The sequence below is a fragment of the Campylobacter concisus genome, from assembly GCF_002913045.1.
GTDB classification, from domain to species: Bacteria; Campylobacterota; Campylobacteria; order Campylobacterales; family Campylobacteraceae; genus Campylobacter_A; species Campylobacter_A concisus_AP.
In genome coordinates this window covers 513,124-538,848 of record NZ_PPAF01000035.1, presented here as the reverse complement: position 1 = coordinate 538,848, position 25,725 = coordinate 513,124, and the positions used below count along the sequence as shown (strand labels likewise).

At 38.3% G+C, this 25,725-nt stretch carries 19 protein-coding genes, 2 tRNA genes and 3 rRNA genes; 16 read left to right on the top strand and 8 right to left on the bottom strand.

Annotation, left to right across the window (positions count from 1 at the left end; all coding sequences use genetic code 11):
* The first annotated feature begins 4 nt into the window (after positions 1 to 4).
* The 8 genes from CYP43_RS06625 to CYP43_RS09885 all read left to right on the top strand — a co-directional run bounded on the left by CYP43_RS06625 (position 5) and on the right by CYP43_RS09885 (position 8,209).
* A complete protein-coding gene (locus CYP43_RS06625; RefSeq protein WP_103582952.1) occupies positions 5 to 1,222 on the top strand; it encodes a glycosyltransferase family 39 protein in 1,218 nt (405 codons plus the stop codon).
* The gene (locus CYP43_RS06620) at positions 1,223 to 1,924 is read left to right on the top strand and encodes a pilus assembly FimT family protein (protein ID WP_103582951.1); all 702 of its coding nucleotides are present in this window, start codon (positions 1,223 to 1,225) and stop codon (positions 1,922 to 1,924) included. It abuts the gene before it with no gap.
* A gap of 362 nt (positions 1,925 to 2,286) precedes the next feature.
* A 16S ribosomal RNA gene (locus CYP43_RS06615) occupies positions 2,287 to 3,797 on the top strand.
* A gap of 94 nt (positions 3,798 to 3,891) precedes the next feature.
* A tRNA-Ile gene (locus CYP43_RS06610) sits at positions 3,892 to 3,968 on the top strand.
* Between the two features lie 12 nt (positions 3,969 to 3,980).
* Positions 3,981 to 4,056, top strand: a tRNA-Ala gene (locus CYP43_RS06605).
* A gap of 326 nt (positions 4,057 to 4,382) precedes the next feature.
* Positions 4,383 to 7,286: ribosomal RNA gene (locus CYP43_RS06600) — 23S ribosomal RNA — on the top strand.
* A gap of 133 nt (positions 7,287 to 7,419) precedes the next feature.
* A 5S ribosomal RNA gene (gene rrf / locus CYP43_RS06595) occupies positions 7,420 to 7,538 on the top strand.
* The 16S, 23S and 5S rRNA genes sit together here with 2 tRNA genes alongside, the layout of an rRNA operon.
* Positions 7,539 to 7,762: 224 nt before the next feature.
* On the top strand, positions 7,763 to 8,209 hold the full coding sequence (locus CYP43_RS09885) for a helix-hairpin-helix domain-containing protein (RefSeq protein WP_103582895.1): 447 nt from the start codon (positions 7,763 to 7,765) through the stop codon (positions 8,207 to 8,209).
* Between the two features lie 341 nt (positions 8,210 to 8,550).
* Here the strand turns inward: CYP43_RS09885 and truA are convergent, their stop codons facing one another.
* The 7 genes from truA to glmU are packed head-to-tail and all read right to left on the bottom strand — an operon-like array spanning position 8,551 to position 14,923.
* Positions 8,551 to 9,282 carry a tRNA pseudouridine(38-40) synthase TruA gene (gene truA, locus CYP43_RS06585; RefSeq protein ID WP_087586584.1) on the bottom strand — a complete coding sequence of 244 codons (732 nt, stop codon included), beginning with the start codon at positions 9,280 to 9,282 and terminating at the stop codon, positions 8,551 to 8,553.
* Positions 9,282 to 10,310: an LptF/LptG family permease gene (locus CYP43_RS06580; RefSeq protein WP_103582950.1), complete on the bottom strand. Its 1,029-nt coding sequence runs from the start codon at positions 10,308 to 10,310 to the stop codon at positions 9,282 to 9,284. The genes truA and CYP43_RS06580 overlap by 1 nt, the downstream gene beginning before the upstream one ends.
* The gene (locus CYP43_RS06575; RefSeq protein WP_103583048.1) at positions 10,303 to 11,091 is read right to left on the bottom strand and encodes a prepilin peptidase; all 789 of its coding nucleotides are present in this window, start codon (positions 11,089 to 11,091) and stop codon (positions 10,303 to 10,305) included. The genes CYP43_RS06580 and CYP43_RS06575 overlap by 8 nt, the downstream gene beginning before the upstream one ends.
* Positions 11,092 to 11,098: 7 nt before the next feature.
* Positions 11,099 to 11,770 (bottom strand): polyprenyl diphosphate synthase, encoded by a 672-nt coding sequence (uppS, locus tag CYP43_RS06570; RefSeq protein WP_103582949.1) that lies wholly within the window; start codon positions 11,768 to 11,770, stop codon positions 11,099 to 11,101.
* 3 nt (positions 11,771 to 11,773) lie between these two features.
* A complete protein-coding gene (locus CYP43_RS06565; RefSeq protein ID WP_103582948.1) occupies positions 11,774 to 12,460 on the bottom strand; it encodes a hypothetical protein in 687 nt (228 codons plus the stop codon).
* Positions 12,457 to 13,629 carry a bifunctional phosphopantothenoylcysteine decarboxylase/phosphopantothenate--cysteine ligase CoaBC gene (coaBC, locus tag CYP43_RS06560; RefSeq protein ID WP_103582947.1) on the bottom strand — a complete coding sequence of 391 codons (1,173 nt, stop codon included), beginning with the start codon at positions 13,627 to 13,629 and terminating at the stop codon, positions 12,457 to 12,459. The genes CYP43_RS06565 and coaBC overlap by 4 nt, the downstream gene beginning before the upstream one ends.
* A complete protein-coding gene (gene glmU / locus CYP43_RS06555) occupies positions 13,616 to 14,923 on the bottom strand; it encodes a bifunctional UDP-N-acetylglucosamine diphosphorylase/glucosamine-1-phosphate N-acetyltransferase GlmU (RefSeq protein ID WP_103582946.1) in 1,308 nt (435 codons plus the stop codon). Before glmU ends, coaBC begins: the two co-directional genes overlap by 14 nt.
* A gap of 136 nt (positions 14,924 to 15,059) precedes the next feature.
* On the opposite strand from glmU, the gene CYP43_RS06550 reads away from it, so the two are divergent.
* The 8 genes from CYP43_RS06550 to CYP43_RS06515 are packed head-to-tail and all read left to right on the top strand — an operon-like array spanning position 15,060 to position 24,456.
* Complete coding sequence (locus CYP43_RS06550) at positions 15,060 to 15,827, top strand: motility protein A (protein WP_054196832.1); 768 nt, start codon at positions 15,060 to 15,062, stop codon at positions 15,825 to 15,827.
* On the top strand, positions 15,827 to 16,606 hold the full coding sequence (locus CYP43_RS06545) for an OmpA/MotB family protein (RefSeq protein ID WP_103582945.1): 780 nt from the start codon (positions 15,827 to 15,829) through the stop codon (positions 16,604 to 16,606). The genes CYP43_RS06550 and CYP43_RS06545 overlap by 1 nt, the downstream gene beginning before the upstream one ends.
* Positions 16,607 to 16,617: 11 nt before the next feature.
* Positions 16,618 to 17,340: a flagellar type III secretion system pore protein FliP gene (gene fliP, locus CYP43_RS06540; protein WP_374057409.1), complete on the top strand. Its 723-nt coding sequence runs from the start codon at positions 16,618 to 16,620 to the stop codon at positions 17,338 to 17,340.
* Positions 17,340 to 18,605 carry a TolC family protein gene (locus CYP43_RS06535; RefSeq protein WP_103582944.1) on the top strand — a complete coding sequence of 422 codons (1,266 nt, stop codon included), beginning with the start codon at positions 17,340 to 17,342 and terminating at the stop codon, positions 18,603 to 18,605. The genes fliP and CYP43_RS06535 overlap by 1 nt, the downstream gene beginning before the upstream one ends.
* Complete coding sequence (locus CYP43_RS06530) at positions 18,602 to 19,345, top strand: efflux RND transporter periplasmic adaptor subunit (protein ID WP_103582943.1); 744 nt, start codon at positions 18,602 to 18,604, stop codon at positions 19,343 to 19,345. Before CYP43_RS06535 ends, CYP43_RS06530 begins: the two co-directional genes overlap by 4 nt.
* Positions 19,342 to 22,368, top strand: coding sequence for an efflux RND transporter permease subunit (locus CYP43_RS06525; protein ID WP_103582942.1), 3,027 nt, complete (start codon positions 19,342 to 19,344; stop codon positions 22,366 to 22,368). The genes CYP43_RS06530 and CYP43_RS06525 overlap by 4 nt, the downstream gene beginning before the upstream one ends.
* Positions 22,365 to 23,600 (top strand): TolC family protein, encoded by a 1,236-nt coding sequence (locus CYP43_RS06520; protein WP_103582941.1) that lies wholly within the window; start codon positions 22,365 to 22,367, stop codon positions 23,598 to 23,600. The genes CYP43_RS06525 and CYP43_RS06520 overlap by 4 nt, the downstream gene beginning before the upstream one ends.
* The gene (locus tag CYP43_RS06515; RefSeq protein ID WP_087586594.1) at positions 23,593 to 24,456 is read left to right on the top strand and encodes an EamA family transporter; all 864 of its coding nucleotides are present in this window, start codon (positions 23,593 to 23,595) and stop codon (positions 24,454 to 24,456) included. The genes CYP43_RS06520 and CYP43_RS06515 overlap by 8 nt, the downstream gene beginning before the upstream one ends.
* On the opposite strand, the gene CYP43_RS06510 is transcribed toward CYP43_RS06515, so the two are convergent.
* Entirely contained in the window at positions 24,453 to 25,616 is a 1,164-nt protein-coding gene (locus CYP43_RS06510; RefSeq protein WP_258032171.1) for a ComEC/Rec2 family competence protein, read from the bottom strand. The two genes, CYP43_RS06515 and CYP43_RS06510, sit on opposite strands and share 4 nt — an antisense overlap.
* Between the last annotated feature and the right edge of the window lie 109 nt (positions 25,617 to 25,725).

Here is a 25,725-nt window from a genome sequence, read left to right as displayed (position 1 = left end):
ATTTTTGCTAGATAAATTTAGAGAATTTGTTGGACATCACGTCGCTTTTAGCGTATTTTTGATATGTTTGATTGATTGTATATTTTTACTTTATACGGCAAATTCTCTTAGCATAAGTTACAGTGAAGCTGAAATTTTTTTTAACAAACAAAATTTTCTTAGCCATGTTTTAAACTTAAGTGTTCAAATTTTTGGTCAAACAGATATTGCTCTAAGATCCGTGATGATCGCTTTTCATGTAATAAGTGTCGTTTTAATGTATAAGATAAGCAAATTTTACATTAAATTAGAGTTTGACAGACTTATTGCGGTATTGCTTTTTATCTTACTTCCTGGCACGCTAGCTTCAGCTCTTATCGTCAATAATGCTGGGCTTTGCGTTATGCTGGCGCTCCTATGTATATACTTTTTTCATGTTAAAAATAAAATTTTATTTGTAACATTTTTTTGTCTTTCTTTTTTTATAGATGGCGATTTTTTGATATTTTACGCAGGATTTTTTATATTTTCACTTTATAAAAGAAGGCCTCCGCTTGCTTGGCTAAGTGCTATTTTGTTTTTGCTAACACTTTACTTTTTTGGTTTTGATACAAATGGTAGGCCAAGTGGGCACTTTATCGATACTTTTGGTATCTTTGCCGCTGTTTTCTCGCCATTTATTTTTATCTTTTTTGTCTATACGATTTATAGAATTTGGGTAAAAGAGAAAAAAGATCTTTTATGGTTTATTGTGATTTGCTCATTTTGCTTTTGTATGATAGTCTCTGTGCGTCAAAGACTGGAGCTTGAGCAGTTTTTGCCATTTTGCGTGATCGCAACGCCACTTATGGTAAGAGTTTTTTTTAATTCGTATCGCGTAAGATTGCCAAAATTTAGAAAAGGCTATAAAATTTGTACGACTTTAGTGATGCTTTTTCTAGCCATAAACTGGTCGATGATCGTATTTAATCAAATTTTCTATCTATTTTTAGACAACCCAACAAAACATTTTGTATATAAATTTGATGTTGTAAAAGAGCTTGCTGCTAAATTAAAAGAAGCGGAAATTAAGGATTTATACACTGATAATAAAAAGCTTGCATTAAGACTTAAATTTTATGGTATAGATGTAAGAGATGAGTCTAAAAATTTATTAGTAAGCGCCGATCTAGATGGAAAATCAAAATTTTGCATAGAAAAAATGGGAAAAGTAATTGTAAATTTTGACATAAGAGGTAAGTAGATGCATAAAAACAAGGGTTTTACTGTTATAGAGCTTATCTTTGTGATTATTGCCGTAGGCATACTTGCAGCAATGATCATACCAAGGCTAGAAATAAACGGAGCTAGGGAGGCAGCTACACAGATGCTAACGCATATAAGGTACGCCCAGCACCTTGCCATGCAAGATGATAAATTTGTACATTCAGAAAATGAAAAATTTTGGTTTAAAATGAGATGGGGGATAGCTATTAATGACACTAGTTTGCAAGAGTGCTCTGTAGATGAGCCTGGGGTTAAATCTTGGAAATATAGTATTTTTTATGATAAAAGAGGTAGTGGTAATAAATTTAGTGGTAACTTAAATTCCAAAGAAGAGGTTGCCATCGATACACAAAAATCAAACAAATTCTTAAGTGCGGGTTGGAGAGGCATTCCTCAGTCCTATTGCAATAAAATTAATATAGATTTAAATATTGAGAAAAAATATGGCATAAAGTCGGTTAAATTTATAGGTAGTTGCGGAAAAGGCAAAACGCAAACCATTGATTTTGACGAATTAGGTAGGCCTATGAGAGTGGTAAGTGTTACTGGCAATAAAGGAGCAAAAAGACCTTATTCAAGACTATTAAAAGGTGATTGCAAGATAGTTTTAATAGATAAAAATAATAATGTAGCCTCTATAAATATGGAGAAAAGAAGTGGATACACATATATAAACTAAACCCTTAAACCTAATAATAAAAATACATATTTTAAAATTTTAAAGTAACAAACAAATTTTTCTAAAATTCCCTAAATATTTCAACTATCTTTAAGTATTACTCGTATATAATTCCAGCTCACGAAACGAGAAACCACCTTTAACTTCATTGGTTAATAAAGCCTTTTCTTTTTATCGTTGTTCTTTTAACTTACAATTGTTAAACTATTAGTCAATCTTTGAAATCTAAACAAGTGATCGATTGAGCCAGTCTATTATTTTATAATTATAATAGATTAGACAAACTAATAAATAAAACTAAAAGTTTTTTTGATTAAAAACTTCATAATAAAATCCTATCAAATAAATTTTGCTAGGTAATTAATATGGAGAGTTTGATCCTGGCTCAGAGTGAACGCTGGCGGCGTGCCTAATACATGCAAGTCGAACGGACAAGTAAGAGCTTGCTCTTATGAGTTAGTGGCGCACGGGTGAGTAATGTATAGCTAATCTGCCCTACACTAGAGGACAACAGTTGGAAACGGCTGCTAATACTCTATACTCCTGTCTTACATAAGTTAGATAGGGAAAGTTTTTCGGTGTAGGATGAGGCTATATTGTATCAGCTAGTTGGTGAGGTAATGGCTCACCAAGGCTATGACGCATAACTGGTCTGAGAGGATGATCAGTCACACTGGAACTGAGACACGGTCCAGACTCCTACGGGAGGCAGCAGTAGGGAATATTGCTCAATGGGGGAAACCCTGAAGCAGCAACGCCGCGTGGAGGATGACACTTTTCGGAGCGTAAACTCCTTTTGTTAGGGAAGAACAATGACGGTACCTAACGAATAAGCACCGGCTAACTCCGTGCCAGCAGCCGCGGTAATACGGAGGGTGCAAGCGTTACTCGGAATCACTGGGCGTAAAGGACGCGTAGGCGGATTATCAAGTCTCTTGTGAAATCCTATGGCTTAACCATAGAACTGCTTGGGAAACTGGTAATCTAGAGTGAGGGAGAGGCAGATGGAATTGGTGGTGTAGGGGTAAAATCCGTAGAGATCACCAGGAATACCCATTGCGAAGGCGATCTGCTGGAACTCAACTGACGCTAATGCGTGAAAGCGTGGGGAGCAAACAGGATTAGATACCCTGGTAGTCCACGCCCTAAACGATGTATACTAGTTGTTGCTAAGCTAGTCTTGGCAGTAATGCACCTAACGGATTAAGTATACCGCCTGGGGAGTACGGTCGCAAGATTAAAACTCAAAGGAATAGACGGGGACCCGCACAAGCGGTGGAGCATGTGGTTTAATTCGAAGATACGCGAAGAACCTTACCCGGACTTGATATCTAACAAATCATCTAGAGATAGAAGAGTGTCTGCTTGCAGAAATGTTAAGACAGGTGCTGCACGGCTGTCGTCAGCTCGTGTCGTGAGATGTTGGGTTAAGTCCCGCAACGAGCGCAACCCACGTCATTAGTTGCTAACAGTTCGGCTGAGCACTCTAATGAGACTGCCTTCGTAAGGAGGAGGAAGGTGTGGACGACGTCAAGTCATCATGGCCCTTATGTCCGGGGCGACACACGTGCTACAATGGCATATACAATGAGAAGCAATATCGCGAGATGGAGCAAATCTATAAAATATGTCCCAGTTCGGATTGGAGTCTGCAACTCGACTCCATGAAGCCGGAATCGCTAGTAATCGTAGATCAGCCATGCTACGGTGAATACGTTCCCGGGTCTTGTACTCACCGCCCGTCACACCATGGGAGTTGATTTCACTCGAAGCCGGAATACTAAATTAGTTACCGTCCACAGTGGAATCAGCGACTGGGGTGAAGTCGTAACAAGGTAACCGTAGGAGAACCTGCGGTTGGATCACCTCCTTTCTAGAGTACATATAGATATTCTCTCACAAGATATCTATAAGAAAGATATTCTCAATCATCCTTGTTTAGTTTTGAAAGATTGATAGACCTATAGGGGCCTATAGCTCAGCTGGTTAGAGTGCACCCCTGATAAGGGTGAGGTCACAAGTTCAAGTCTTGTTAGGCCCACCAGAGAATTTAATTGGGGAATTAGCTCAGCTGGGAGAGCGCCTGCTTTGCACGCAGGAGGTCAGCGGTTCGATCCCGCTATTCTCCACCATAAAATAGTTTAACTATATTAAGTCTAATTAGAGAGCTTAAAAATTAAACTTTCTAATTAGACTTTTGTCTAAATGTTCTTTTAATTAATATTGTTAATAGTCACAAGCAAGTTTTAAAAACAATTTTACAGGACTTGTTAAAGATTTAAATTTCTATTCTCTTTGCATTTAATGCAAAAGTTTGACATCACAATCTATTTAGGATTTAAAACTTATCTAAATAGTAGTCAATGCTTTCCGTCTTGAGAGCTGGGATTTAAATTTAGTAACATAAAGTTATCTTTAACAAGGAAGTGATGCGAATTAGAATAATCTAATATAGAAAAGGTAAGCTACAAAGAGCAAGTGGTGGATGCCTTGGCTAGTAGAGGCGATGAAAGACGTGCCAGGCTGCGATAAGTCTCGGGGAGCCGTCAAGGGGCTTTGATCCGGGAATTTCTGAATGGGGCAACCCAGTTAAGCGCGAGCTTAACTACCTAATATGGAGCGAACGAGGGGAATTGAAACATCTTAGTACCCTCAGGAAAAGAAATCAAAAGAGATTACGCTAGTAGCGGCGAGCGAACGCGTAAGAGGGCAAACCGTTAGTTTACTAACGGGGTTGTAGGACTGCAATATAGACTAAACTTAGCTAATAGAATAATTTGGAAAGATTAAGCATAGAGGGTGATACTCCCGTATATGAAAGCTTTGTTTTACTTAGCAGTATCCTGAGTAGGGCGGAACACGTGATATTCTGTCTGAAGCTGGGTAGACCACTATCCAACCCTAAATACTACTACTAGACCGATAGTGCACAAGTACCGTGAGGGAAAGGTGAAAAGAACTGAGGTGATCAGAGTGAAATAGAACCTGAAACCATTTGCTTACAATCATTCAGAGCCCTATGATTTATCAGGGTGATGGACTGCCTTTTGCATAATGAGCCTGCGAGTTGTGATGTCTGGCAAGGTTAAGGAAACCCGGAGCCGTAGCGAAAGCGAGTCTTAATAGGGCGTTTAGTCAGACGTTGCAGACCCGAAACGATGTGATCTATCCATGAGCAGGTTGAAACCGGTGTAAGAGCCGGTGGAGGACCGAACCCGCTAGCGTTGAAAAGCTATGGGATGACTTGTGGATAGGGGTGAAAGGCCAATCAAACATCGTGATAGCTGGTTCTCTCCGAAATATATTTAGGTATAGCGTCATGTAGTAACACTAGGGGGTAGAGCACTGAATGGGCTAGGGCATACACCAATGTACCAAACCCTATCAAACTCCGAATACCTAGTGTGTAATCATGGCAGTCAGGCGGCGAGTGATAAAATCCGTCGTCGAGAGGGGAACAACCCAGACTAACAGCTAAGGTCCCTAAATCTCATTTAAGTGGAAAACGATGTGGAGTTACTTAAACAACCAGGAGGTTGGCTTAGAAGCAGCCATCCTTTAAAGAAAGCGTAATAGCTCACTGGTCTAGTGATTCTGCGCGGAAAATATAACGGGGCTAAAATGAGTACCGAAGCTTTAGACTTAGTTTTACTAAGTGGTAGGAGAGCGTTGTATTTGCGTTGAAGGTATACCGGTAAGGAGTGCTGGAGCGAATACAAGTGAGCATGCAGGCATGAGTAGCGATAATTGGGGTGAGAATCCCCAACGCCGTAAACCCAAGGTTTCCTACGCGATGCTCGTCATCGTAGGGTTAGCCGGGTCCTAAGCAAAGTCCGAAAGGGGTATGCGATGGAAAATTGGTTAATATTCCAATGCCAACTATAATGTGCGATGGAAGGACGCTTAGAGTTAAGCAAGCTAGCGGATGGTAGTGCTAGTCGAAAGGTGTAGGTTAAGATTCAGGCAAATCCGGATCTTTTTAAGCCGAGACCCCACAGGCGTTTGAAGTTCTTCGGAATGGATAGCGAATTGCCGATACTGTCGAGCCAAGAAAAGTTTCTAAGTTTAGTTATAGTTGCCCGTACCGTAAACCGACACAGGTGGGTGGGATGAGTATTCTAAGGCGCGTGGAAGAACTCTCTTCAAGGAACTCTGCAAAATAGCACCGTATCTTCGGTATAAGGTGTGCCTAACTTTGTTAAGGATTTACTCCGTAAGCATTGAAGGTTACAACAAAGAGTCCCTCCCGACTGTTTACCAAAAACACAGCACTCTGCTAACTCGTAAGAGGATGTATAGGGTGTGACGCCTGCCCGGTGCTCGAAGGTTAATTGATGACGTTAGCTCTGCGAAGCGTTTGATCGAAGCCCGAGTAAACGGCGGCCGTAACTATAACGGTCCTAAGGTAGCGAAATTCCTTGTCGATTAAATATCGACCTGCATGAATGGCGTAACGAGATGGGAGCTGTCTCGAAGAGGGATCCAGTGAAATTGTAGTGGAGGTGAAAATTCCTCCTACCCGCGGCAAGACGGAAAGACCCCGTGGACCTTTACTACAGCTTGACACTGCTATTGGGATAAAAATGTGCAGGATAGGTGGGAGGCTTTGATCCATAGACGCCAGTTTATGGTGAGCCATTGTTGAGATACCACTCTTTTTTATTCTGATAGCTAACTAGCTTGAGTTATCCTCAAGTAGGACAATGTCTGGTGGGTAGTTTGACTGGGGCGGTCGCCTCCCAAAATGTAACGGAGGCTTACAAAGGTTGGCTCAGAACGGTTGGAAATCGTTCGTAGAGTATAAAGGCATAAGCCAGCTTAACTGCGAGACATACACGTCAAGCAGAGACGAAAGTCGGTCTTAGTGATCCGGTGGTTCTGTGTGGAAGGGCCATCGCTCAAAGGATAAAAGGTACCCCGGGGATAACAGGCTGATCTCCCCCAAGAGCTCACATCGACGGGGAGGTTTGGCACCTCGATGTCGGCTCATCGCATCCTGGGGCTGGAGCAGGTCCCAAGGGTATGGCTGTTCGCCATTTAAAGCGGTACGCGAGCTGGGTTCAGAACGTCGTGAGACAGTTCGGTCCCTATCTGCCGTGGGCGTAAGAAGATTGAGGAGAGTTGACCCTAGTACGAGAGGACCGGGTCGAACCAACCACTGGTGTACGAGTTGTTCTGCCAAGAGCACCGCTCGGTAGCTATGTTGGGATGTGATAACTGCTGAAAGCATCTAAGCAGGAAGCCAACTCCAAGATGAATCTTCTTTTAAGAGCTCATATAGACTATGTGTTTGATAGGCTGGGTGTGTAATGGATGAAAGTCCTTTAGCTGACCAGTACTAATAGCTCGTCTGCTTATCTTTTTATAAGCATCACTTCCTTGTTAAGGATAAAAACTTAATAAGATATGTTTTTGCAAAACTTTGTTTATGACTTTTAACTTTATCAAGTAGTGTTAAATAAGAGATTTATCTAATATATCTTTTATTTAACACTGCCCGTGACTATACAGACGAGGAAACGCCTTGCTCCATCTCGAACCAAGAAGCTAAGCTCGTCCTGGCTGATGATACTCTCCCTTACTGGGATGTTGGAAAAGTAGGTCGTTGCGGGCTTTGTTAATTTTTAATCTTCTTTGTCTAAACAATTATCTTTTAAAATATTATTTCTTAATTTATAACAAAATATCAAATCTTACATTTATTTATTTTTTAAATAATCAGACTTTTTATCTCTATGTTTATAAATATCTTTTAGCTTATGCTCTTTTATGCGAGTATTGACTAAAAACACCAAATATGATAGACTCCAAACCCAAATTTACCCAAAAAGGACAAAAATGAAAAAGATTATATTCTCACTATTAGCAGCAGCTTCTACATTACTAGCAGCCATAAATTTAAACACCGCCACAAAAGAAGAGTTAATGAGTTTAGATGGTATAGGATCTTCAAAGGCAGATGCAATAATAGAGTATAGAAAAGCGAATAAATTTAACTCAATAGAAGACATAAAAAATGTAAATGGTATAGGTGATAAGACATTTGAAAATTTAAAATCAGATATATCAGTATCAGGCACTACAAAGATAGATAACACAAAATCAAAAATAAAATCTAAAAAAGATGAGATAAAAGAAAAAGCAAGTAAAAAGAGTGATAAAGTAAAAGAGAAAAAAGATAGTGCTAAAGATGATAGTATAAAAGAGATAAAAGATAAGAAAGAAAAGCTAAAAGATAAAGCAGAGAAAAAGAGTAAAGCTAAAAAAGAGAAAAGCAAAGAGTAACAAAAGCTAGAAATTTATAAAAATTCTTACATAAAGTATATAAAAATAGTTAGGAGCACATGGTGCTCCTAATAAATAAAATAGATTGATTTTTTATATATCAGCCTACTTTTTAAATCTTATAACTTAATCTGCTTACTTTTTAAGTTTACAAATTAATAAGTTCATCTAATAGATCTTGTAAAGTAATACTTCTTAAACTATCTTCTAAAGCTTCTTGTGCTTTTAGGAGGGGGGGTGGTTAAGAAAGTAGGAGAGTGTGTAAACTAGCTAAGAATCTTAACTTATAAGATTTTCTATTTAATATTTTAAGTAAGCTTACTATTGAATATTCTAAATATCTAATTAAATTTATAAAAAACTCTATTTAGATAAAGCCCTTCAGCTGGAGCTGGGATACGAGTTAAGGCAAGGTGTCCATTAAGCGAAGCATTGATGAGCTCACCACCATTTTTTATACTCAAGGCCTTAAGTAGATTTGCAACCATAAGCCGTACTTGAGCGCGTAAAAAGCCATTCGCTTTAAAAACGATGATAGTTTGGTTTTTGTATTCATAACAAAATGCCTTAAAAATTTCTCGTACTGGGCTTTTTGTGTCACTTCCTGTTTTCATATAGGAGCTAAAATCATGCTTGCCAACAAAATTAGATAAAATTTCATTTGCTTTTTTGATATCGAATTTTGGCAAAAAGACTTTATAGTTTGAGTCAAAAACATCAAATTCTCCATGATCTATAATGTATCTATAAGACCTTGCTACGGCGTCAAATCTTGCTTGAAAATTTTCATCAACTAAATTTATACGTTTTATATGAATATTTGGGTGGGCATGGCGGTTGATTAGCTCTTTTAAGTGCTCTAAATTTTTAAAATGATCGCCACAAATTACGCTTGAGCTTTGATTGATCGCATGGACATTTTTGTCTGTACGTGAGCTAGAGACTATTTTTTCAAATATTCCGACGTGAGCTAGAGCACGCGAAAGCTCATCTTCTACACCATTTTCATGCGGCTGAGTTTGCGAGCCTTGAAATTTGGAGCCATCGTAGCTATAAATTAGTTGGATTTTCATTAGTATCTTCGCATGATCTTGGCTTTAAAAAGCAAAATTCCTACCAATAAAAAGACGAAAAATATTAGCGGAATCGCAAAAGCTGGCTTTGACGAAAAGAGCATTATGAGCGTAAAATACCCAAATAAAACGCCAAACGTACCAACATAAACCATACCCTTTTCATATCTATAAGTAACGATGCCAAAGCTTATGGCAAAAAGTGTACTGGCAAGTGGAAATAGCGCAACAAGCACATATGTGCTAAGGTCTTTTCTTCTTTTTTCACTACTATTTGCCTCCGTCCAGTACTCTTTTATACTTCCTATATCACTTATCTCTTCACTTTGGGCAGTCCTTATCTTCATAGATTTGAAGTTGCTTTGATGATAAATTTCATCTTTTATGTCATACATTTTTCCATCTAATAAAGAGAGTTCAATGCTTTGATTTGTATTAGTGATCTTTGCATTTTTAGCAGTGATTAAGCGTTGGGAGTCTTTAATGTAAGGATTAAACATCACGATATCTTTATAAGTAGTGCCATTATTATCTTGCATTTCACTGCCCACATAGACCATCCAGTCAGAGAATTTTTGTCCAAACTGAGTTGGCTTTAAATTTAGCTTTGCAACAGTCTTTTTATAATCAATAAAATTTGCATTTAGCTGTGCGGCTATTGGTATCATTATGGTAGCAATTACAAGTAGAGCAGTGCTTAAAAATGCTGAAAATATTAAGAAAAATTTAGCAATCTTATTTGGCGAGCCACCAAGCGTAAAAATAACGATACTTTCATTCTCTTTTGATAATCTAAAAAGAGTCATGGCAAGTGATACAAAAAATGCGATAGGCACGACAAAAAGTAGTACACGTGGAAGCATAAATGAGTAGAGTTTAAAAAGCTCACCAAAACTGATTTCAATGTAAGAAGTGATGCGTGCGATCTGGATGAAGAATACGATCGACATGATCAAAAAAAGCGTACTAAATAGCGACGCAAAAGTCCCTAGGAAGTTAAACAAAAGATATCTATTCACTCTACTCATAAATAAACCTTAAAATTTCTAAAATTTGCTCTTTAAAAGCGTATGTAATAAGTAAGCCAAGACTTAAAAACGGTACAAAGGCTAGCTCGTAGCTCTTTTTGCGAACGACCGCATAGACTGGAAGTGTAAAAAGTGCTGCAAGATAGATCGCCACTAGAGCCAGTTTGGCTGGCAAGGTAGCTCCGATGATCGCTGCTATAAAGATATCTGCACTACCCATCGCTTCTTTTTTTATGGCAAAACTTACGACAAATCTAAGCACCCAAAAGATAAATGCAAAAAGGAATAAATTTAAAATTTGGGCAAAATTTCCTTTAACTATAAAAAGCATCAGAGCATAGATAAATGCGAAAAATAGCGCCGCAAAAAGAAGAGGATCTGGTACAGCTTTATATCTTATATCTATGATGCTAAGAGCTAGTAGCATTATAAAACAAAGCCCTAAAAATAGCGCATAAAGCAAGGTTTCTACACTTAAAATTTCGCCACACTCTTTAAAAAAACAGATCAAAAAAAGTATCCCAGAAATTAGTTCGATCACTGGATATATGAGGCTTATTTTTTGCTTGCAAAAGGCACATTTGCCGCCTAAAAATAGCCACGAAAAAATTGGAACATTGTGGTAAAAATTTAGCTTATGATCGCAGTTTGGACAATGAGAAGCTGGAAAATTTATGCTCTCATTTCGTGGCAAGCGATATATCAGCACATTTGAAAATGAGCCCACACAAATACCCAAAACAAAAGCAAAAGCGGCAAAAAAAATGACTAAATTATCCATTATTTCGCTAAACTCCACCAAATCTTCGCTCTATGTTTTTAAATTTACTAACGATATTTGCAAGCTCATCCTTTCTAAAGTCAGGCCAAAGTGTGGGCGTAAAAAATAGCTCCGCGTAGCTTGCTTGCCAAAGCATAAAATTTGAGAGCCTGCTCTCGCCACCAGTCCTAATGAGAAGATCCACCGGCTCACTCTCATCAAGTGCTGCATTTAGGCTTGCTTCGTTTATATTTACACCTTCTAAAGTTAGCTTTCTTGCAGCTCTAATGATCTCGTCTTTTGAGCCGTAGTTTATCGCTAAATTTAATAATAAATTTTTATTCTCTCTTGTAGCGTTTTTGGTGATTTCTATCTCGTTTTTTAGCTCATCGCTAAATGGCGAAATATCACCAATCGTATTAAATTTGATCCCATTTTTTATAAAGTCAGCACGCTTTAAAATGAGAAATTTCTTAAGCAAATTCATCAAAAATTCGACCTCTTTTTGCGGTCTTTTCCAGTTTTCAGTACTAAATGCGTAAAGACTTAAAATTTTCACTCCATTATCGATACAAAATTCGCACATATCGCTTACTACATTTGCTCCAGCTTCGTGCCCATTTGTCCGCAAAAATCCACGTTTTTTAGCCCAGCGTCCATTTCCATCCATGATAATAGCAAGGTGGTTTAATTCATTCAATCTTTAACCTTTTATATCAATAATTTGTTCTTTTTTGCTCCAAAGAGCACTCACATTTTGCACTGTTATGTTGGCGCTAAATTCTTTTTTTAGCAAGCTAGCTACATTATTAAATGGAGTCGCGATCTCGCACAAAGCTTCATCTTTAAATTTAAAAATAAGTGGAGCAAAATTTGAAAATATTAAAAAAATTTTCATATCATTCTCCTCTTTTTTTAGCTGAAAAACGCCGTTTATGCCATTATAAATAAATGGTATGTGCACGACATTTTCTTGCAGAGCAAAGAGCATTTTTGCTAGCACTTTCATTTTGTCTTTTGTCTTAGTTTCGCTTAAGCTTTTAAATAAATATTCATAAAACCATGATAAATTCTCATTTTCTATCAAATTTTCGATAAGATTTAGCCCATCAGCCAAGACATCTTCGTCTAAAATTCTTGGCTTTTCGTATAAATTTTTTATGACGATATTTTCGCCCTGGCTTTGCACCTCGCCCCAGTATCTCGAGCCTACGTTTAGCTCTTTTGCGCTTTTTGTGTTTAAATTTCTATTTGCAAAATTTAAAATGTATCTGTTAAAACCGATCTTTTGGCTTACTAAGATACTAAGCGGAAGCGACGAATTTATAGCTACTAACGGTGAATTTGCATTTTTTGCTATTTTTTGAATGCGAGAAATTTTCTCTATCATAAATTTGCCGCTAGCTCCACGATATGTCTTGCGATCTCGTCTTTTGCGGCAAGCGGCAGCAAAGTTTCACTATTTTTCGTGATGAAATTTACCTCATTTTGCTCGCTTGCAAAGCCATTTTTCTCACCCAAGATATTTAGGCAAACTGCGTCAAGTTCTTTTCGCTCTAGCATTGCTCTAGCATTTTTGTGTGCGCTCTCACTTGAGATTTCAAGCTTAAAGCCGATCTTTTTACATTTAAGCTCTTTTAGGCTTTGCAAAATATCGACATTTCTCTTTAGGCTTAAGCTTAAAATTTCGCCAACGTCCTCTTTTTTTATCTTGCCATCAATTTTTGTCGGCACAAAATCGCTTACTGCAGCACACATTACAAGCAAATTCGCACTCTCGCACTCGCTTTTGCAAAGCTCTAAAAGCTCTCTACTTGAACCAAATTTAAAGCAAAGAAACGGCTCGTTTGCGGTTTCAAAACTAGCAAGTAGTTTTACCTCCGCACCTGCGTAGTAAAAGGCTCTAGCCAAGGCTCTTGCCATCTTGCCGCTTGAGAAATTTGTAATGGCTCTAACATCATCTATCTTTTCGGCTGTCGCGCCACCAGCGATCACCACTTTTTTGCCTGCAAAAATGGGCTTGCTAAGCCTTTTAATGGCAGCTTCTACTATCACTTCAGGGCTTGCAAGACCGCCCTTGCCAACGTCGCCGCAAGCTAGAGTTTTAAGAACTGGCTCGACTACTAAAGCGCCGTTTTTCTTTAAAATTTCAAGCGAATTTTGCGTCGCGTAATGCTCGATCATATTGTTATTTGCAGCCGGAGCTACAACTAAAGGCACGTGTGAGGCGGTGATTAGCGTTTGCATAAAGACATTGTCACAGATGCCAGCTGTTAGCTTATTTATCGTATTTACCGAGGCTGGCGCTATTAGGACTAGATCCATTTTAGAGTAGGATATGTGATTTACGCCATCTTGCCAGTTTTGTGTTTGAGAGCTTAAAATTTTATGCTCGCTTAGCGCTTCAAAGCCGCTTACGCTGCAAAATTCAAGCGCGCCTTCACTTAAAGCCACATAGACATCAGCGCCTTGCTTTTTAAGCAGAGATAAAATCTCGTAAGCTTTATAAAAGGCGATGCTACCGCAAACTGCTAGTAAAATTTTCTTATTTTTTAACATCGTCTTTGCCAAAGAATTTCTCAAAAAAACCGCTTTTGTTCTCTTGACGAACTCTGCTAATGGCTAGTGCTCCGCTCTCAACGTCTTTTGTGATGGTACTTCCTGCTGCGATGATGACGTTATCAGCGATATTTACAGGAGCTACTAGCTGCGTATCTGAGCCTACAAAGACGTTTTTGCCGATCTTTGTCTTGTATTTTGCTTTGCCATCGTAGTTGCATGTGATCGTGCCGCAGCCGATATTTGTGCCACTTTCTATTTCGCAGTCGCCAAGATAGCTCAAATGTCCAGCTTTTACGCCGTTTAAGATGCCTTTTTTAACCTCGACGAAATTTCCTATGTGTGTGTCAGAAATTTCAGAATTTGGCCTTATATGGGCTAGTGGGCCGATGTCTGAGTTTTTGATGACACTACTTTCGATCACTGATGAGCTTTTGATGACACTCTCTGTGATGACGCACTCGCCAAGGATACTTACGTTTTCTTCGAGCACGCACTCGCCTTCAAATTTAGCCCTACTGTCTATGAAAATGCTCTCAGGCATGCGCATCAAAACGCCAGCCTTCATCAAATTTTGCTTGATCTCATCTTGCATTATTTTTTCAGCGATACTAAGCTGAAATTTATCATTTATCCCCATGAAATTTTGCTCGCTAACACTCACTGCAACGCACTTTAAACCCTTTTCATTTGCTATTTTTATGGCGTCAGTTAGGTAGTACTCTTTTTGCGCGTTTTGGTTGCTTATGAGCGGTAAAATTTGCTCTAGCGCCTCGCGTTTAAAGCAGTAGCAGCCAGCATTTACGCTTTTTATGGCAAGTTGTGCTTCGCTCGCATCTTTTTGCTCGACGATGGCTTCAACTTTGCCGTTTTTTATGATAACTCTACCGTAGCCGAAAGGATTTGCTGCTTCAAATGAGCTCATAACTACATCTGCTTCGGCATTTGCTAGGCGCATGAGGTCAGTTGATCTAACAAGTGGCATATCGCCGCAAGTAACAAGCACCTTTTCGCCACTTAGGCTAACGCCTTTTATAGCTCCAGCAGTTCCTGGGAAATTTTCTAAATCTTGCTCAAAAATTTTAGTTTGAGGGAAAATTTCTTTTATTTTTTGACTAATTAACTCTTTTTCGTAGTGAAGCACGACACTAACGTCATTTGTGATCGCATAGGCTTGTTTTAAGATGTGAATTATCATCGGCTCACCACAAAGTTCAAATAATACTTTTGGGCGGGTTGATTTCATTCTGGTGCCAAGACCAGCAGCTAAGATTATGATTGAAGTATTGTTCATTTTTAAGCCTTTTAACGTTAAAAATTTCGCAGATTGTATCAAAAAATGGCAAACAATTTTTTTAATTTAACGATTTTTTCAACAAAAAGCTAATAGAATAGGCAATCTTAAGAATTTATAAATAAAGCGAGTTTAAATGGATTTAGGAACCGTCGTCGGCTGGGTTTTGACCCTAGTGCTTTTGTTTGGATCAATGGCAATTGGCGTTGGTATAGGACCATATATCGACGTACCTTCGATAATGATCGTTTTTGGTGGTACTATCGGCGTTATGATGGTTGGCTTCAAGATGGAGACGCTTAAAGGTATTGGTAAATTTTATGGTGTTGCCGTTAAGCCACCTGTTGTTGTAAATTTGCCTGAGACTATAAAAAAGATAGTTGATTACTCTACAAAAGCTAGACGCGATGGAATACTAGCACTTGAGAGCGAAGTAAATAACGAAACAAATCAGTTTTTAAAAAAAGGTCTTTCAATGGCTGTCGATGGTAACGAGCCAGATGCTATAAGAGCACTTTTAGAGATTGATATAGACCAAACTAGTGCTAGACATACAAATAACATTAAAATTTTTGAACAAATTGGCGGTTTTGCTGGTGCGATGGGTATGATCGGTACTCTAATAGGTCTTGTTGCGATGCTTCTTAACATGTCAGATCCTAGTGCGATCGGTCCGTCAATGGCGGTTGCTTTGCTTACGACACTTTATGGTGCGATGATAGGTAACATCATCGGTGCACCTGTGGCAAATATCCTCTCAATACGTGACTCTGACGAGGCACTTGAAAAACAAGTCATTTTAGAGGGTATCATGGCGATACAAGCAGGGGATAATCCAAGAACTCTTGAAGCTAAGCTCTTGGCGTTTTTACCACCAAAAGATAGAAAAAGTCAGTTTGAATAATGGGTAAATTAATAGATCCTAAAGAGTGCCCAAAGTGTATGCCTGAGTGGCTTGCTACTTTTGGTGACCTCATGTCGCTTTTACTTTGTTTTTTCGTTTTGCTTCTTTCGATGGCAACAATGGATGCTAAAAAGATGGAGGCTGCTGTTGGCTCGCTAGCTGGCGCTCTAAGCGTACTTGAAGGCGGTGCTAGGCCTGAAAATCAGATAGAAAAAGAGACAGACCCAGAAAGCACTCGTGCAAAAAAATCAAGCAGGCAAAAAGGCTCACAAAGCGAGCTAAGTGCGACAGTTAAAAAAATAAATGAGTTACTAACTGCTAGTGGCGCACCTGAGATTACGATGGAAGAGAGCGAAGATGGCTTTATCGTAAGGCTTCCAGCAGCCATGCTTTTTGATAAGGATAGTGCTGAAATTTCTGGTGAAGATGCAAAGTTATTTTTAAAACGTATAGGTATGATTGTGGCAAAAATGCCAAATGAAGTAAAGGTCGACATCATCGGACATACTGATAACATAGAGCCAAATAAAGACTCAGCTTATAAAAACAACTGGCAACTTTCAACTGCAAGAGCTTTAAGCGTAGTAGAGCAGCTTAGTAGTGACGGCGTACCACAAAATAGGCTGATAGCTTCAGGAAAGGCTTCATTTGATCCTATTGCTACTAATAACACAGAAGAGGGTAGGGCAAAAAACAATAGAGTAGAAATTCACTTCGTCTCTCTTGAGCCAAAAAACAAAGAGGCTACTAAGAAAAGTATCCTTGATATGAGGAATTAGTCTTGAAAGCACTGCTTAGCTTAGCGGTTTTATTTTGTGTGGTTTTTGGGGCTGATCCGGCCTTGCCAACTATAAATTTAAGTCTAAATTCTCCTGCAAATGCTGAGCAGCTTGTAAATTCTCTAAACGTTTTACTAATCCTCACCGCACTTGCACTTGCTCCTTCGCTCATTTTTATGATGACAAGTTTTTTAAGGCTTGTTATCGTATTTTCATTTTTGCGCCAAGCCATGGGCACGCAACAAGTTCCACCTTCAACAGTACTCATCTCGCTTGCGATGGTGCTTACATTTTTCATCATGGAGCCAGTTGGGCAAAAGAGCTATAATGATGGCATAAAGCCTTATATAGCTGAGCAAATAGGCTATGAAGAGATGCTTGATAAAAGCTTAAAGCCATTTAAAGAATTTATGGTAAAAAACACAAGAGAAAAAGACCTTGCACTTTTCTTTAGGATTAGAAATTTACAAAATCCAGCAAATATCGAAGAGATACCGCTAAGTATTGCAATGTCAGCTTTCATGATAAGTGAGCTAAAGACATCTTTTGAGATAGCGTTTTTGCTCTATTTGCCATTTCTTGTCATCGACATGGTCGTAAGCTCAGTGCTAATGGCCATGGGTATGATGATGCTTCCTCCTGTAATGATCTCACTACCATTTAAACTGCTCATATTCGTGCTTGTTGATGGTTGGAATTTACTAATAGGAAATCTTGTAAAAAGCTTTCACTAATGAAAAAAATTTTATTCATTTTTTTGCCGATATTTTTGCTTGGTTCAAATTTAAGCGTGATCGCAAACAAGGCAACGCAAAATGAAATTTCAAAGATCAAAGAGCTTGAGTTAAAAAGAGCAAATTTAAACGATGAAGCCACATTGAGCTCATATATGCCAAGCCTTAGCCTAGAGGGCTCATATGGCAAAAATGCAAGCACTTTTCCAAGTGTAGTCGCTAAAGAGTCAGCCGGTGTGCTAGCTAGGATAGATTTTTTGCTATATGACGGCGGGGCTAGAGAGGCTAGGCTAAAGATGAGCCAGCTTTTAAAAAACAAAGCCATGATCGCTAGTGATGAAGCTAAAAACTACCTTGCATTTAAGGCTGTAAATTTATACTTTAACGCAGCTGCACTTGAAAATATAATCACAGCCAAACAGGCTCAAGCAAATTTTTTAAAAGGCGTTCTAGACAAGCTTGAAAAGGCAAACAAAGCAGGCCTTGCCGCAAAAGATGAGCTTGAGAATGTAAGGGCTAAATATTACTTAGCTAATAGCACGCAGCTTGAATACAAAAACAAAATGGAGCAAATTTTAAATGAGATAAATTTGCTAACTGGTGAGAAAATTTTACCAGTAGCCGGAGCAAAGATGGCTGATATTAGCTCAAATTTAGTTTCAAAGAATGCTGAGCTTGATAGACTAAGCCAAGATATATTTTTAAGTGAAGCTAAGCTTAGCGAGGCAAAGGCTGGCTTTTTGCCTCAAATTTTGCTTTATGACACATATGGATTTTATAAAAATAATTACGATATCGATCTAGGCAGGCTTAGTTCTTACCGCTCATACGTGGATAAATACCTAAAAGAAGATACTCATGGTAATAAATTTGGTATCACTTTTAAATGGAAAATTTTTGATTTTTTTGCTACTAGCAAGATGAGTCAGGCTCAAAAGATCGCGCTTGATGAGGCAAGGCTAAATTTGGAGTATAAAAAGCGTGAAAACGAGACAAGGCTTAAAAATTTGCAAAGTGAAATCGTGGTGCTTACTTCAAAAATTGCTTCACTAAACGAATATGTAAGAGCAAGCGATTTGGCATTAAAAGCTAGCTATGAGAAGTATAACTCTGGGCTTTTAGGATATAGCGACCTGCTTGAGGCACTCTCTCAAAAATTTGATGCCATTAGTCTTTTTGAGAGTGCAAAAGATGAGCTTGAGATCAAAAAAGCGGAGTTCTTTTTTGAAAAAGGTGAGCCGATTTTAGAGAGGATTAGGGATTGAAAAAGCTGATAATTTTAATGATATTTGGCATTTTTTCATTTGCTAGTGAGGAAATTTTTGCTGATTTTGAAGTCTATGCCAAACAAAACTCAAAGCTTGCTTTTGAGAGTAGTGGCAAGGTGGATAAAATTTTTGTAGATGTTTCAAGCCACGTTAGAAAGGGCGACGCTTTAGCCATTCTTGATCAAAGCAGCTTAGAAATCGCTCTTAAAAAGGCAAAAAATGATCTTGAGCTGGCAAAAAATGCTAGTGAATTTGCAAAAAATACTTTAAGTAAATTTACTCAAGTAAGAGATGTCACTTCAAAGCAAGAATTTGACGAGGTAAAGTATAAATTTGACGAAGCGATACTTCGGGTTCAAAGTGCACAAATCGCTATTTTAAATGCGCAAGATCGCCTTAAAAAAGCTGTTTTAAAAGCTCCATTTGATGGCGTCATCGCAAGCAAAAACATTGAGCTTGGAGAGGGCGTTTCGCCACTTAGTCCAGCTTTTGTTTTAAATTCAAATGAGGCAAAAATTTTAATAGCGATCGATGAAAAATATGTAGATTTGGTAAAGATTGGCGATACATTTAAATTTAAACTTGACGCAACAAGCAATGAAAAAGAGGTTAAAATCGCTCTCATCTATCCAGAGATTAAGCGAGAGACTAGAAAATTTTACGCCCAGGCTTATGACAGCGGCCTAAAACCTGGCATGTTTGGTCAAGGAAAAGTGATAATCGGCAAAAATAAATGATAAAAACAGCCATCAACCGCCCTATAACTACATTAATGGTTTTTTTAAGCCTCGTTGTCTTTGGAATTTATTCTCTAAAGACGATGAATATAAATTTATATCCGCAAGTAAATATCCCAATCGTCAAGATTACGACTTACGCAAACGGCGATATGAACTATATAAAAACTAAGATCACGCAAAAGATCGAAGATGAAATTTCAAGCATTGAAGGTATCAAGAAAATTTACTCAACAAGCTTTGATAACCTAAGTGTGGTTAGCATCGAATTTGAGCTAAACAAAGACCTAGAGAGCGCTACAAACGACGTCCGCGACAAGATGCAAAAAGCAAGGTTAAACGCAAACTACGAGATAGAAAAGCTAAACGGCCTCTCTTCAGCCGTCTTTAGCCTCTTTATCACGAGGCTTGATGGCAACGAAACTAAGCTTATGCAAGAGATAGATGATGTGGCAAAGCCATTTTTGGAGCGCATTAGCGGCGTTTCAAAGGTCAAGACTAATGGCTTTTTAGAGCCAGCGGTGAAAATTTTACTAGATAGATTTAAGCTTGATAAAAACGCTCTTAGCGCAAACGAAGTGGCAAATTTGATAAAGGTTGAAAATTTAAAAGCGCCACTTGGCAAGATAGAAAATGAGCAAATTCAAATGGCTATCAAGTCAGATTTCAGCGCCAAAAGCATAGATGAGATAAGAAATTTAACGATCAAGCAAGGGGTCTTTTTAAAAGATATCGCAAGTGTTGAGCTTTCTTACAAAGACGCAAACGAAGCAGCGATAATGGATAAAAAAAGTGGCGTCTTGTTGGGTCTTGAGCTAGCCCCAGACGCAAACGCTCTAACCGTGATCGCTCTAGCTGAGTCAAAGCTAGATCAGTTTAAAAGCCTGCTTGGCAATGAATACGACGTAAAAATAGCTTATGATAAGAGCGAAGTGATACAAAAACACATCGATCAAACCGCCTTTGATATGATCCTTGGTGTCTTGCTAACCATAGTGATCGTATATCTGTTTTTAAGAAATTTCTCGATCACCATCATCTCAGTCGTAGCTATACCAACTAGCATCGTGGCGACATTTTTCATCATAAATGCCCTAGGCTACGACATAAACCGCCTAAGCCTCATAGCGCTAACGCTTGGCATTGGAATTTTCATCGATGATGCGATAGTTGTCACTGAAAATATCGCTAGTAAGCTAAAAGATGAGCCAAACGCCCTAAAAGCAAGCTTTGCAGGCATAAAAGAGATAGCGTTTAGCGTCTTTGCGATCTCGCTCGTGCTGCTTTGCGTCTTCGTGCCAATAGCCTTTATGAGCGGTATCGTTGGCAAATACTTTAACTCATTTGCGATGAGCGTGGCAGCTGGCATCGTCATTTCATTTTTTGTGAGTATATTTCTTGTACCAACGCTTAGTGCTAGGTTTGTAAATGCCAAACAAAGTGGCTTTTTTCTAAAAAGCGAGCCATTTTTTGAGGCACTTGAAAATTTCTATGAGAAAATTTTAGCTTTGGCGCTTAAATTTAAGCTCGTATTTTTAGCCATAACGTTTGTGGTCGTTGTTTGCTCGTTTGGACTGGCTAAATTTGTAGGCGGTGACTTCATGCCAAGCGAGGATAACTCGGAGTTTAACATCTACTTTAAGCTTGATCCTTCACTTAGCCTGCAAGCTAGCAAAGATAAACTAAAAGATAAAATTTCACTCATAAATGCCGATCCTCAGGTAGCTTACGCCTACTTCATCCTTGGCTACACAGATGCCAAGCAGCCTTATCTTGTAAAAGCTTACGTTAGGCTAAAAGAGCTAAAAGATAGAGCCAATCACGAGCGGCAAAACGCTATCATGCAGAGGTTTCGCGACAAGCTAAAAAGTGATGATATGAGCGTCATTGTAGCTGATTTGCCAGTGGTTGAAGGTGGCGATGTGCAGCCAGTTAAGCTTACTATCACCTCTGAAAACGGCAAAGATCTAGAGAAATTTGTGCCAAAGATCAGCAAAATGCTAAAAGAGATAAATGACGCAACGGACGTAAATTCGCCCGAAGAAGATCTGCTAAAACGCGTGCAAATTTCTATCGATGAAGATAAGGCTAAGAGGCTAAATTTAGACAAAGCCAGCGTTGCAAGCGCCGTTTATAGCGCATTTAGCCAGAACGAGGTCTCTGTTTTTGAAAACGAAAATGGCAAAGAGTATGAGCTTTATATGCGCCTTGATGATAAATTTAGAAGCGATACAAATGATATCTTAAAGACCAAGATAAGAAGCAAAGAGGGCTTTTTTGTCACACTTGGCGATGTGGCGACGATTAGTTTTGAGCAAAAGCCAGCTAGTATTTCTAGATTTAATAGAGCTGATGAGATAAAATTTTTAGCAAATACCAAAAATAACGCTCCGCTAAATAGCGTGGCAAATGAAATTTCAAAGAAGCTTGATGAAATTTTGCCAGCAAATTTCAAGTATAAATTTCTTGGATTTGTCGAGCTGATGGATGATACAAACGCTTCTTTTATCTTTACGGTAAGTGCGAGTGCGGTGCTTATTTACATGGTGCTAGCTGCACTTTATGAGAGCTTTTTGCTGCCATTTCTCATCATGCTAGCCATGCCGCTTGCCTTTTGTGGCGTGGTGATCGGACTTTTTATAAGCGGCAATCCATTTAGCCTATTTGTCATGGTTGGCGTCATCTTGCTCTTTGGTATGGTCGGTAAAAACGCCATCTTAGTCGTTGATTTTGCAAATCACTTTGCAAATAGCGGTATGGAGGCAAACGAAGCTGTGAAAATGGCTGCTAAAAAGCGCCTAAGAGCTGTTTTGATGACCACTTTTGCGATGATATTTGCTATGCTGCCACTTGCCCTTAGTAGAGGAGCTGGCTTTGAGGCAAACTCACCTATGGCTATAAGCATCATCTTTGGGCTCATTAGCTCGACCTTGCTAAGCTTGCTTGTCGTGCCAGTGCTCTTTGCATGGGTTTATAATCTTGATAAATTTATAAGAAAATTTTATGAAAGGGAGAGAATTTGAAGAAAATTTTGGCAGTTTTGCTCTTTGCCTTGCCTCTTTGGGCTGGAAATTTACTAGAGATCATCGCTCTAGCGCAAAGTGCAAGGCTTGAGAGTTTGAAAGAATTTAATAAAAATGAATATATAAATAAAAATAAGAGTAACAAGCTAAATTTATCCCTTGATGGCAGATATACCTTTGTGCCTGATGAGATAAAGGGCGGATATATGACAAAGGCGGGATCGATCACGGCAAAGGTTGAATATCTTATCTTTGACGGCGGTGCGAGCGAGGCTGCTGATAAAATTTTAGATCACAAAGGTGTGGAGAAAATCTACAAAGATGAAGAGCTGATGAATCTCACCGCTTTTCAGGTCGCAAAGGTCTATTTTAATGCCGTTGCCCTAAATTCGCTTATAAATTTAGAGACAAAATTTGTAGATAGCTTTGCCAAGGCTGCGGCTGAAAATGAGTTTTGGTTTGAGTATGGCGAGATCGATAAGAGTGAATTTGATGCGATAAATTTTACTCTTAATAAAAAAAGAGCTGAGCTTGACGAGCTTGGGCTTAAGCTAGCCGAGCTAAACTCAAGGATAAATTTGCTCTCAAACGGCGAGATCGGCTTTAATGCTGGCTCAAAGATAATGATGCCAGATTTTAGTAAAGATGATATAAGCGCAAAACTTGGGGCAATGGAGCAAGAAAAATTTATAAAAGAGCAAGAAAATGAGAGGCAAAAGAGTAAATTTGCTCCAAAAATTTACTTAAAAGATACGCAAAGTGTGAATAATAACAGCTTTAAAAAAGGTGAGAGGACGACTTCGCAGATGATAGGTGCTTACGCTGATACGAACAAGCCTAGAGTGGAGTTTGAGTGGAAGCTGCCTGATAGCTTAAGTCTTAGCAAACAAAGTCAAGTTAAACGCATTGAAGAGCAAAAGGCGGCACTTGATCTAAGCGATGAAGAAAATAGAATAATCACTCGCCTAAAAGAGCTAGAAAGCACGATCAAAGGCTTAAATGCGAAGTTAAATTTGCAAGATTTTAAGCAAGGTAAGCTTGATAGTGATTTTATTGATTTATTAAATGGCTATCTTGATGGCGAGATAAAATATGAAGAATTTTTGTTTGTGAGTGAGAAAAATTTTAGTGATAGGGCAAATTTCATACTTGATGGCGATTTACTTGAGCTAAACAAGCTTGAGTATTTTTTTGAATGTGCAAGAAAAATAAATGAGGTGATAATTGAATAAACTGATCTTTGTAACCATTTTGTGGGCTTTTAGCTTTAGTTTGATAGGTGAGTTTTTAGCTGGCAAGGTTGATAGCTATTTGGCTGTTTTTATTCGGGTTGCGCTTGCGAGCTTAGTCTTTTTGCCATTTACAAAATTTCGTGGCATCAGCCCAAAGCTAGCATTTGGCATCATGGCGATCGGAGCGGTACAAATAGGACTTATGTATCTATTTTATTACAATTCATTTTTGTATCTAAGCGTGCCAGAAGTAGCACTTTTTACCATTTTTACGCCGTTTTATGTGACACTTATCTATGACGCATTTAGCTTTAAATTTAGGCCACTTTATCTATTTAGCGTTGGCGTTGCGGTTTTTGGAGCTTTGGTTATAAAATATGGTGCTATAAACGATGGTGTATTAAAGGGCTTTTTGCTAGTGCAAGCGGCAAATATCTGCTTTGGAGCAGGGCAGAGTGCATATAAAGCACTTTTAGAAAAATTTGACGTGGATCAAAAAAATGTCTTTGGCTACTTTCACTTTGGAGCATTTTTTGTAGCTGTCGTTGCGCTTCTTACTCTTGGCAATCCAGCCAAATTTTCACTTACTTCAACGCAAATTTTAGTACTTCTCTGGCTTGGAGTGGTCGCTAGTGGGCTAGGGTATTTTATGTGGAATAAAGGTGCTTGCGAGGTCGATAGCGGTGTGCTTGCCATCATGAATAACGCTCTCATTCCAGCTGCTATCATCGTAAATTTAGTCTTTTGGCAAAAGGATACAGACTTAACTAGGCTAATTTTAGGCGCTGTTATAATGTATATATCTTTGATAATTCACAACAAGATAATGAAATTTTATGGTATGAAGATCGCTTAGGCGTAAATTTTATAGCCAGTAACGAAAAAGCACAAAAGCCCAAGTAGTGGCAAGATGTAGAATATGGATCTAAATTTTATAGCTAGAAGTGAAGCGATATTATAAAAGATAAAAATAATAGCTGGCACAAAAATTTTAGTCGAGCTTAGTCTAAAATTTAAAACATTATTTAGCAAGCTATCAAAAATGTCGCCATACGAAGCGATGTGAAGTGCAGCACTTAATGGATAAAAAACGCTAAAGATGTAGTTGATAGCAAGGACGCTAAGCTGCTGTAAGCTAATGAGTGGAAAGAAATAAAGTACGCAAATTTCCATTGCAAAGCAAACATATAAATTTAAAAGTATAAGATGAATGAAAGGCGAAAATTTATCTTTTAGGTGTTTAAAATATAAAAATATGTAAAAAACGCCCATGAGTGAAAAGTAAAAACCTACGCTAAAAAGTAGCTGCGGAAAGAGCGATATGCTAACAAGTGTCACTATAAAAAGTGTTTTGAAGTTTAAAATTTTAACGCCTTTTAACGTGCAATAAAATCCTAAAATGCTCATTAAGAACGCTCGCAAAAAGCTTGGTATAAAGCCTATTATAAAAAAGTAAAATGACAAGACTATAAAAACGATAATGGCTAGATCAAAGTTGTAGTTTCTAAAAGGTAAAAATCTCGCATATAAAAATTTTAAAAGTGGCCTAAATACAAAAAATATAACCGCACTTATAAAACCTAAATGATAGCCACTTATGGCTATAAGATGCGCTATGCCAAGGTGCGAGACGTCATCTCTTAACTCTGCATCGATACTTGTGCCTAAAAATAGAGCCGAGTAGAGCTGTGAAATTTTACTATTTTCATGCTGGGCGTAGATGAGTGATTGTAATTTTTGGTTGATATTTAGCGTGGCTTTTTGTGGTAGTTTTTCGCGTGAAAAGCTAGGCATATAAAAGGAGGAAGCAAGATAGTCTTTAAAACTAACGTCTAAATTTATGATGCTTAGAAATATATTATCTCCAGCTTTAAAGTCATCTGCTTTAGCTCCAAGCGTATAAAATGAAAACTCATCAGTTTTAAGCTTTAAAATTTGCCTTTTCTTGCCGTCATCTCCAAGCTTTTCGTAGCTAGAAATCACGGTTGCTGTTAGCTCTTGTTCGCCTTTGTCCATAAAAATTTGATATTTATGATAGCTAATAGCCAAATTTATAGAAAAAATGCAAAGGCAAATCAGACAAAATATAGTAAAAAATTCTTTATTCTTTAAAGCTTTAAAACGC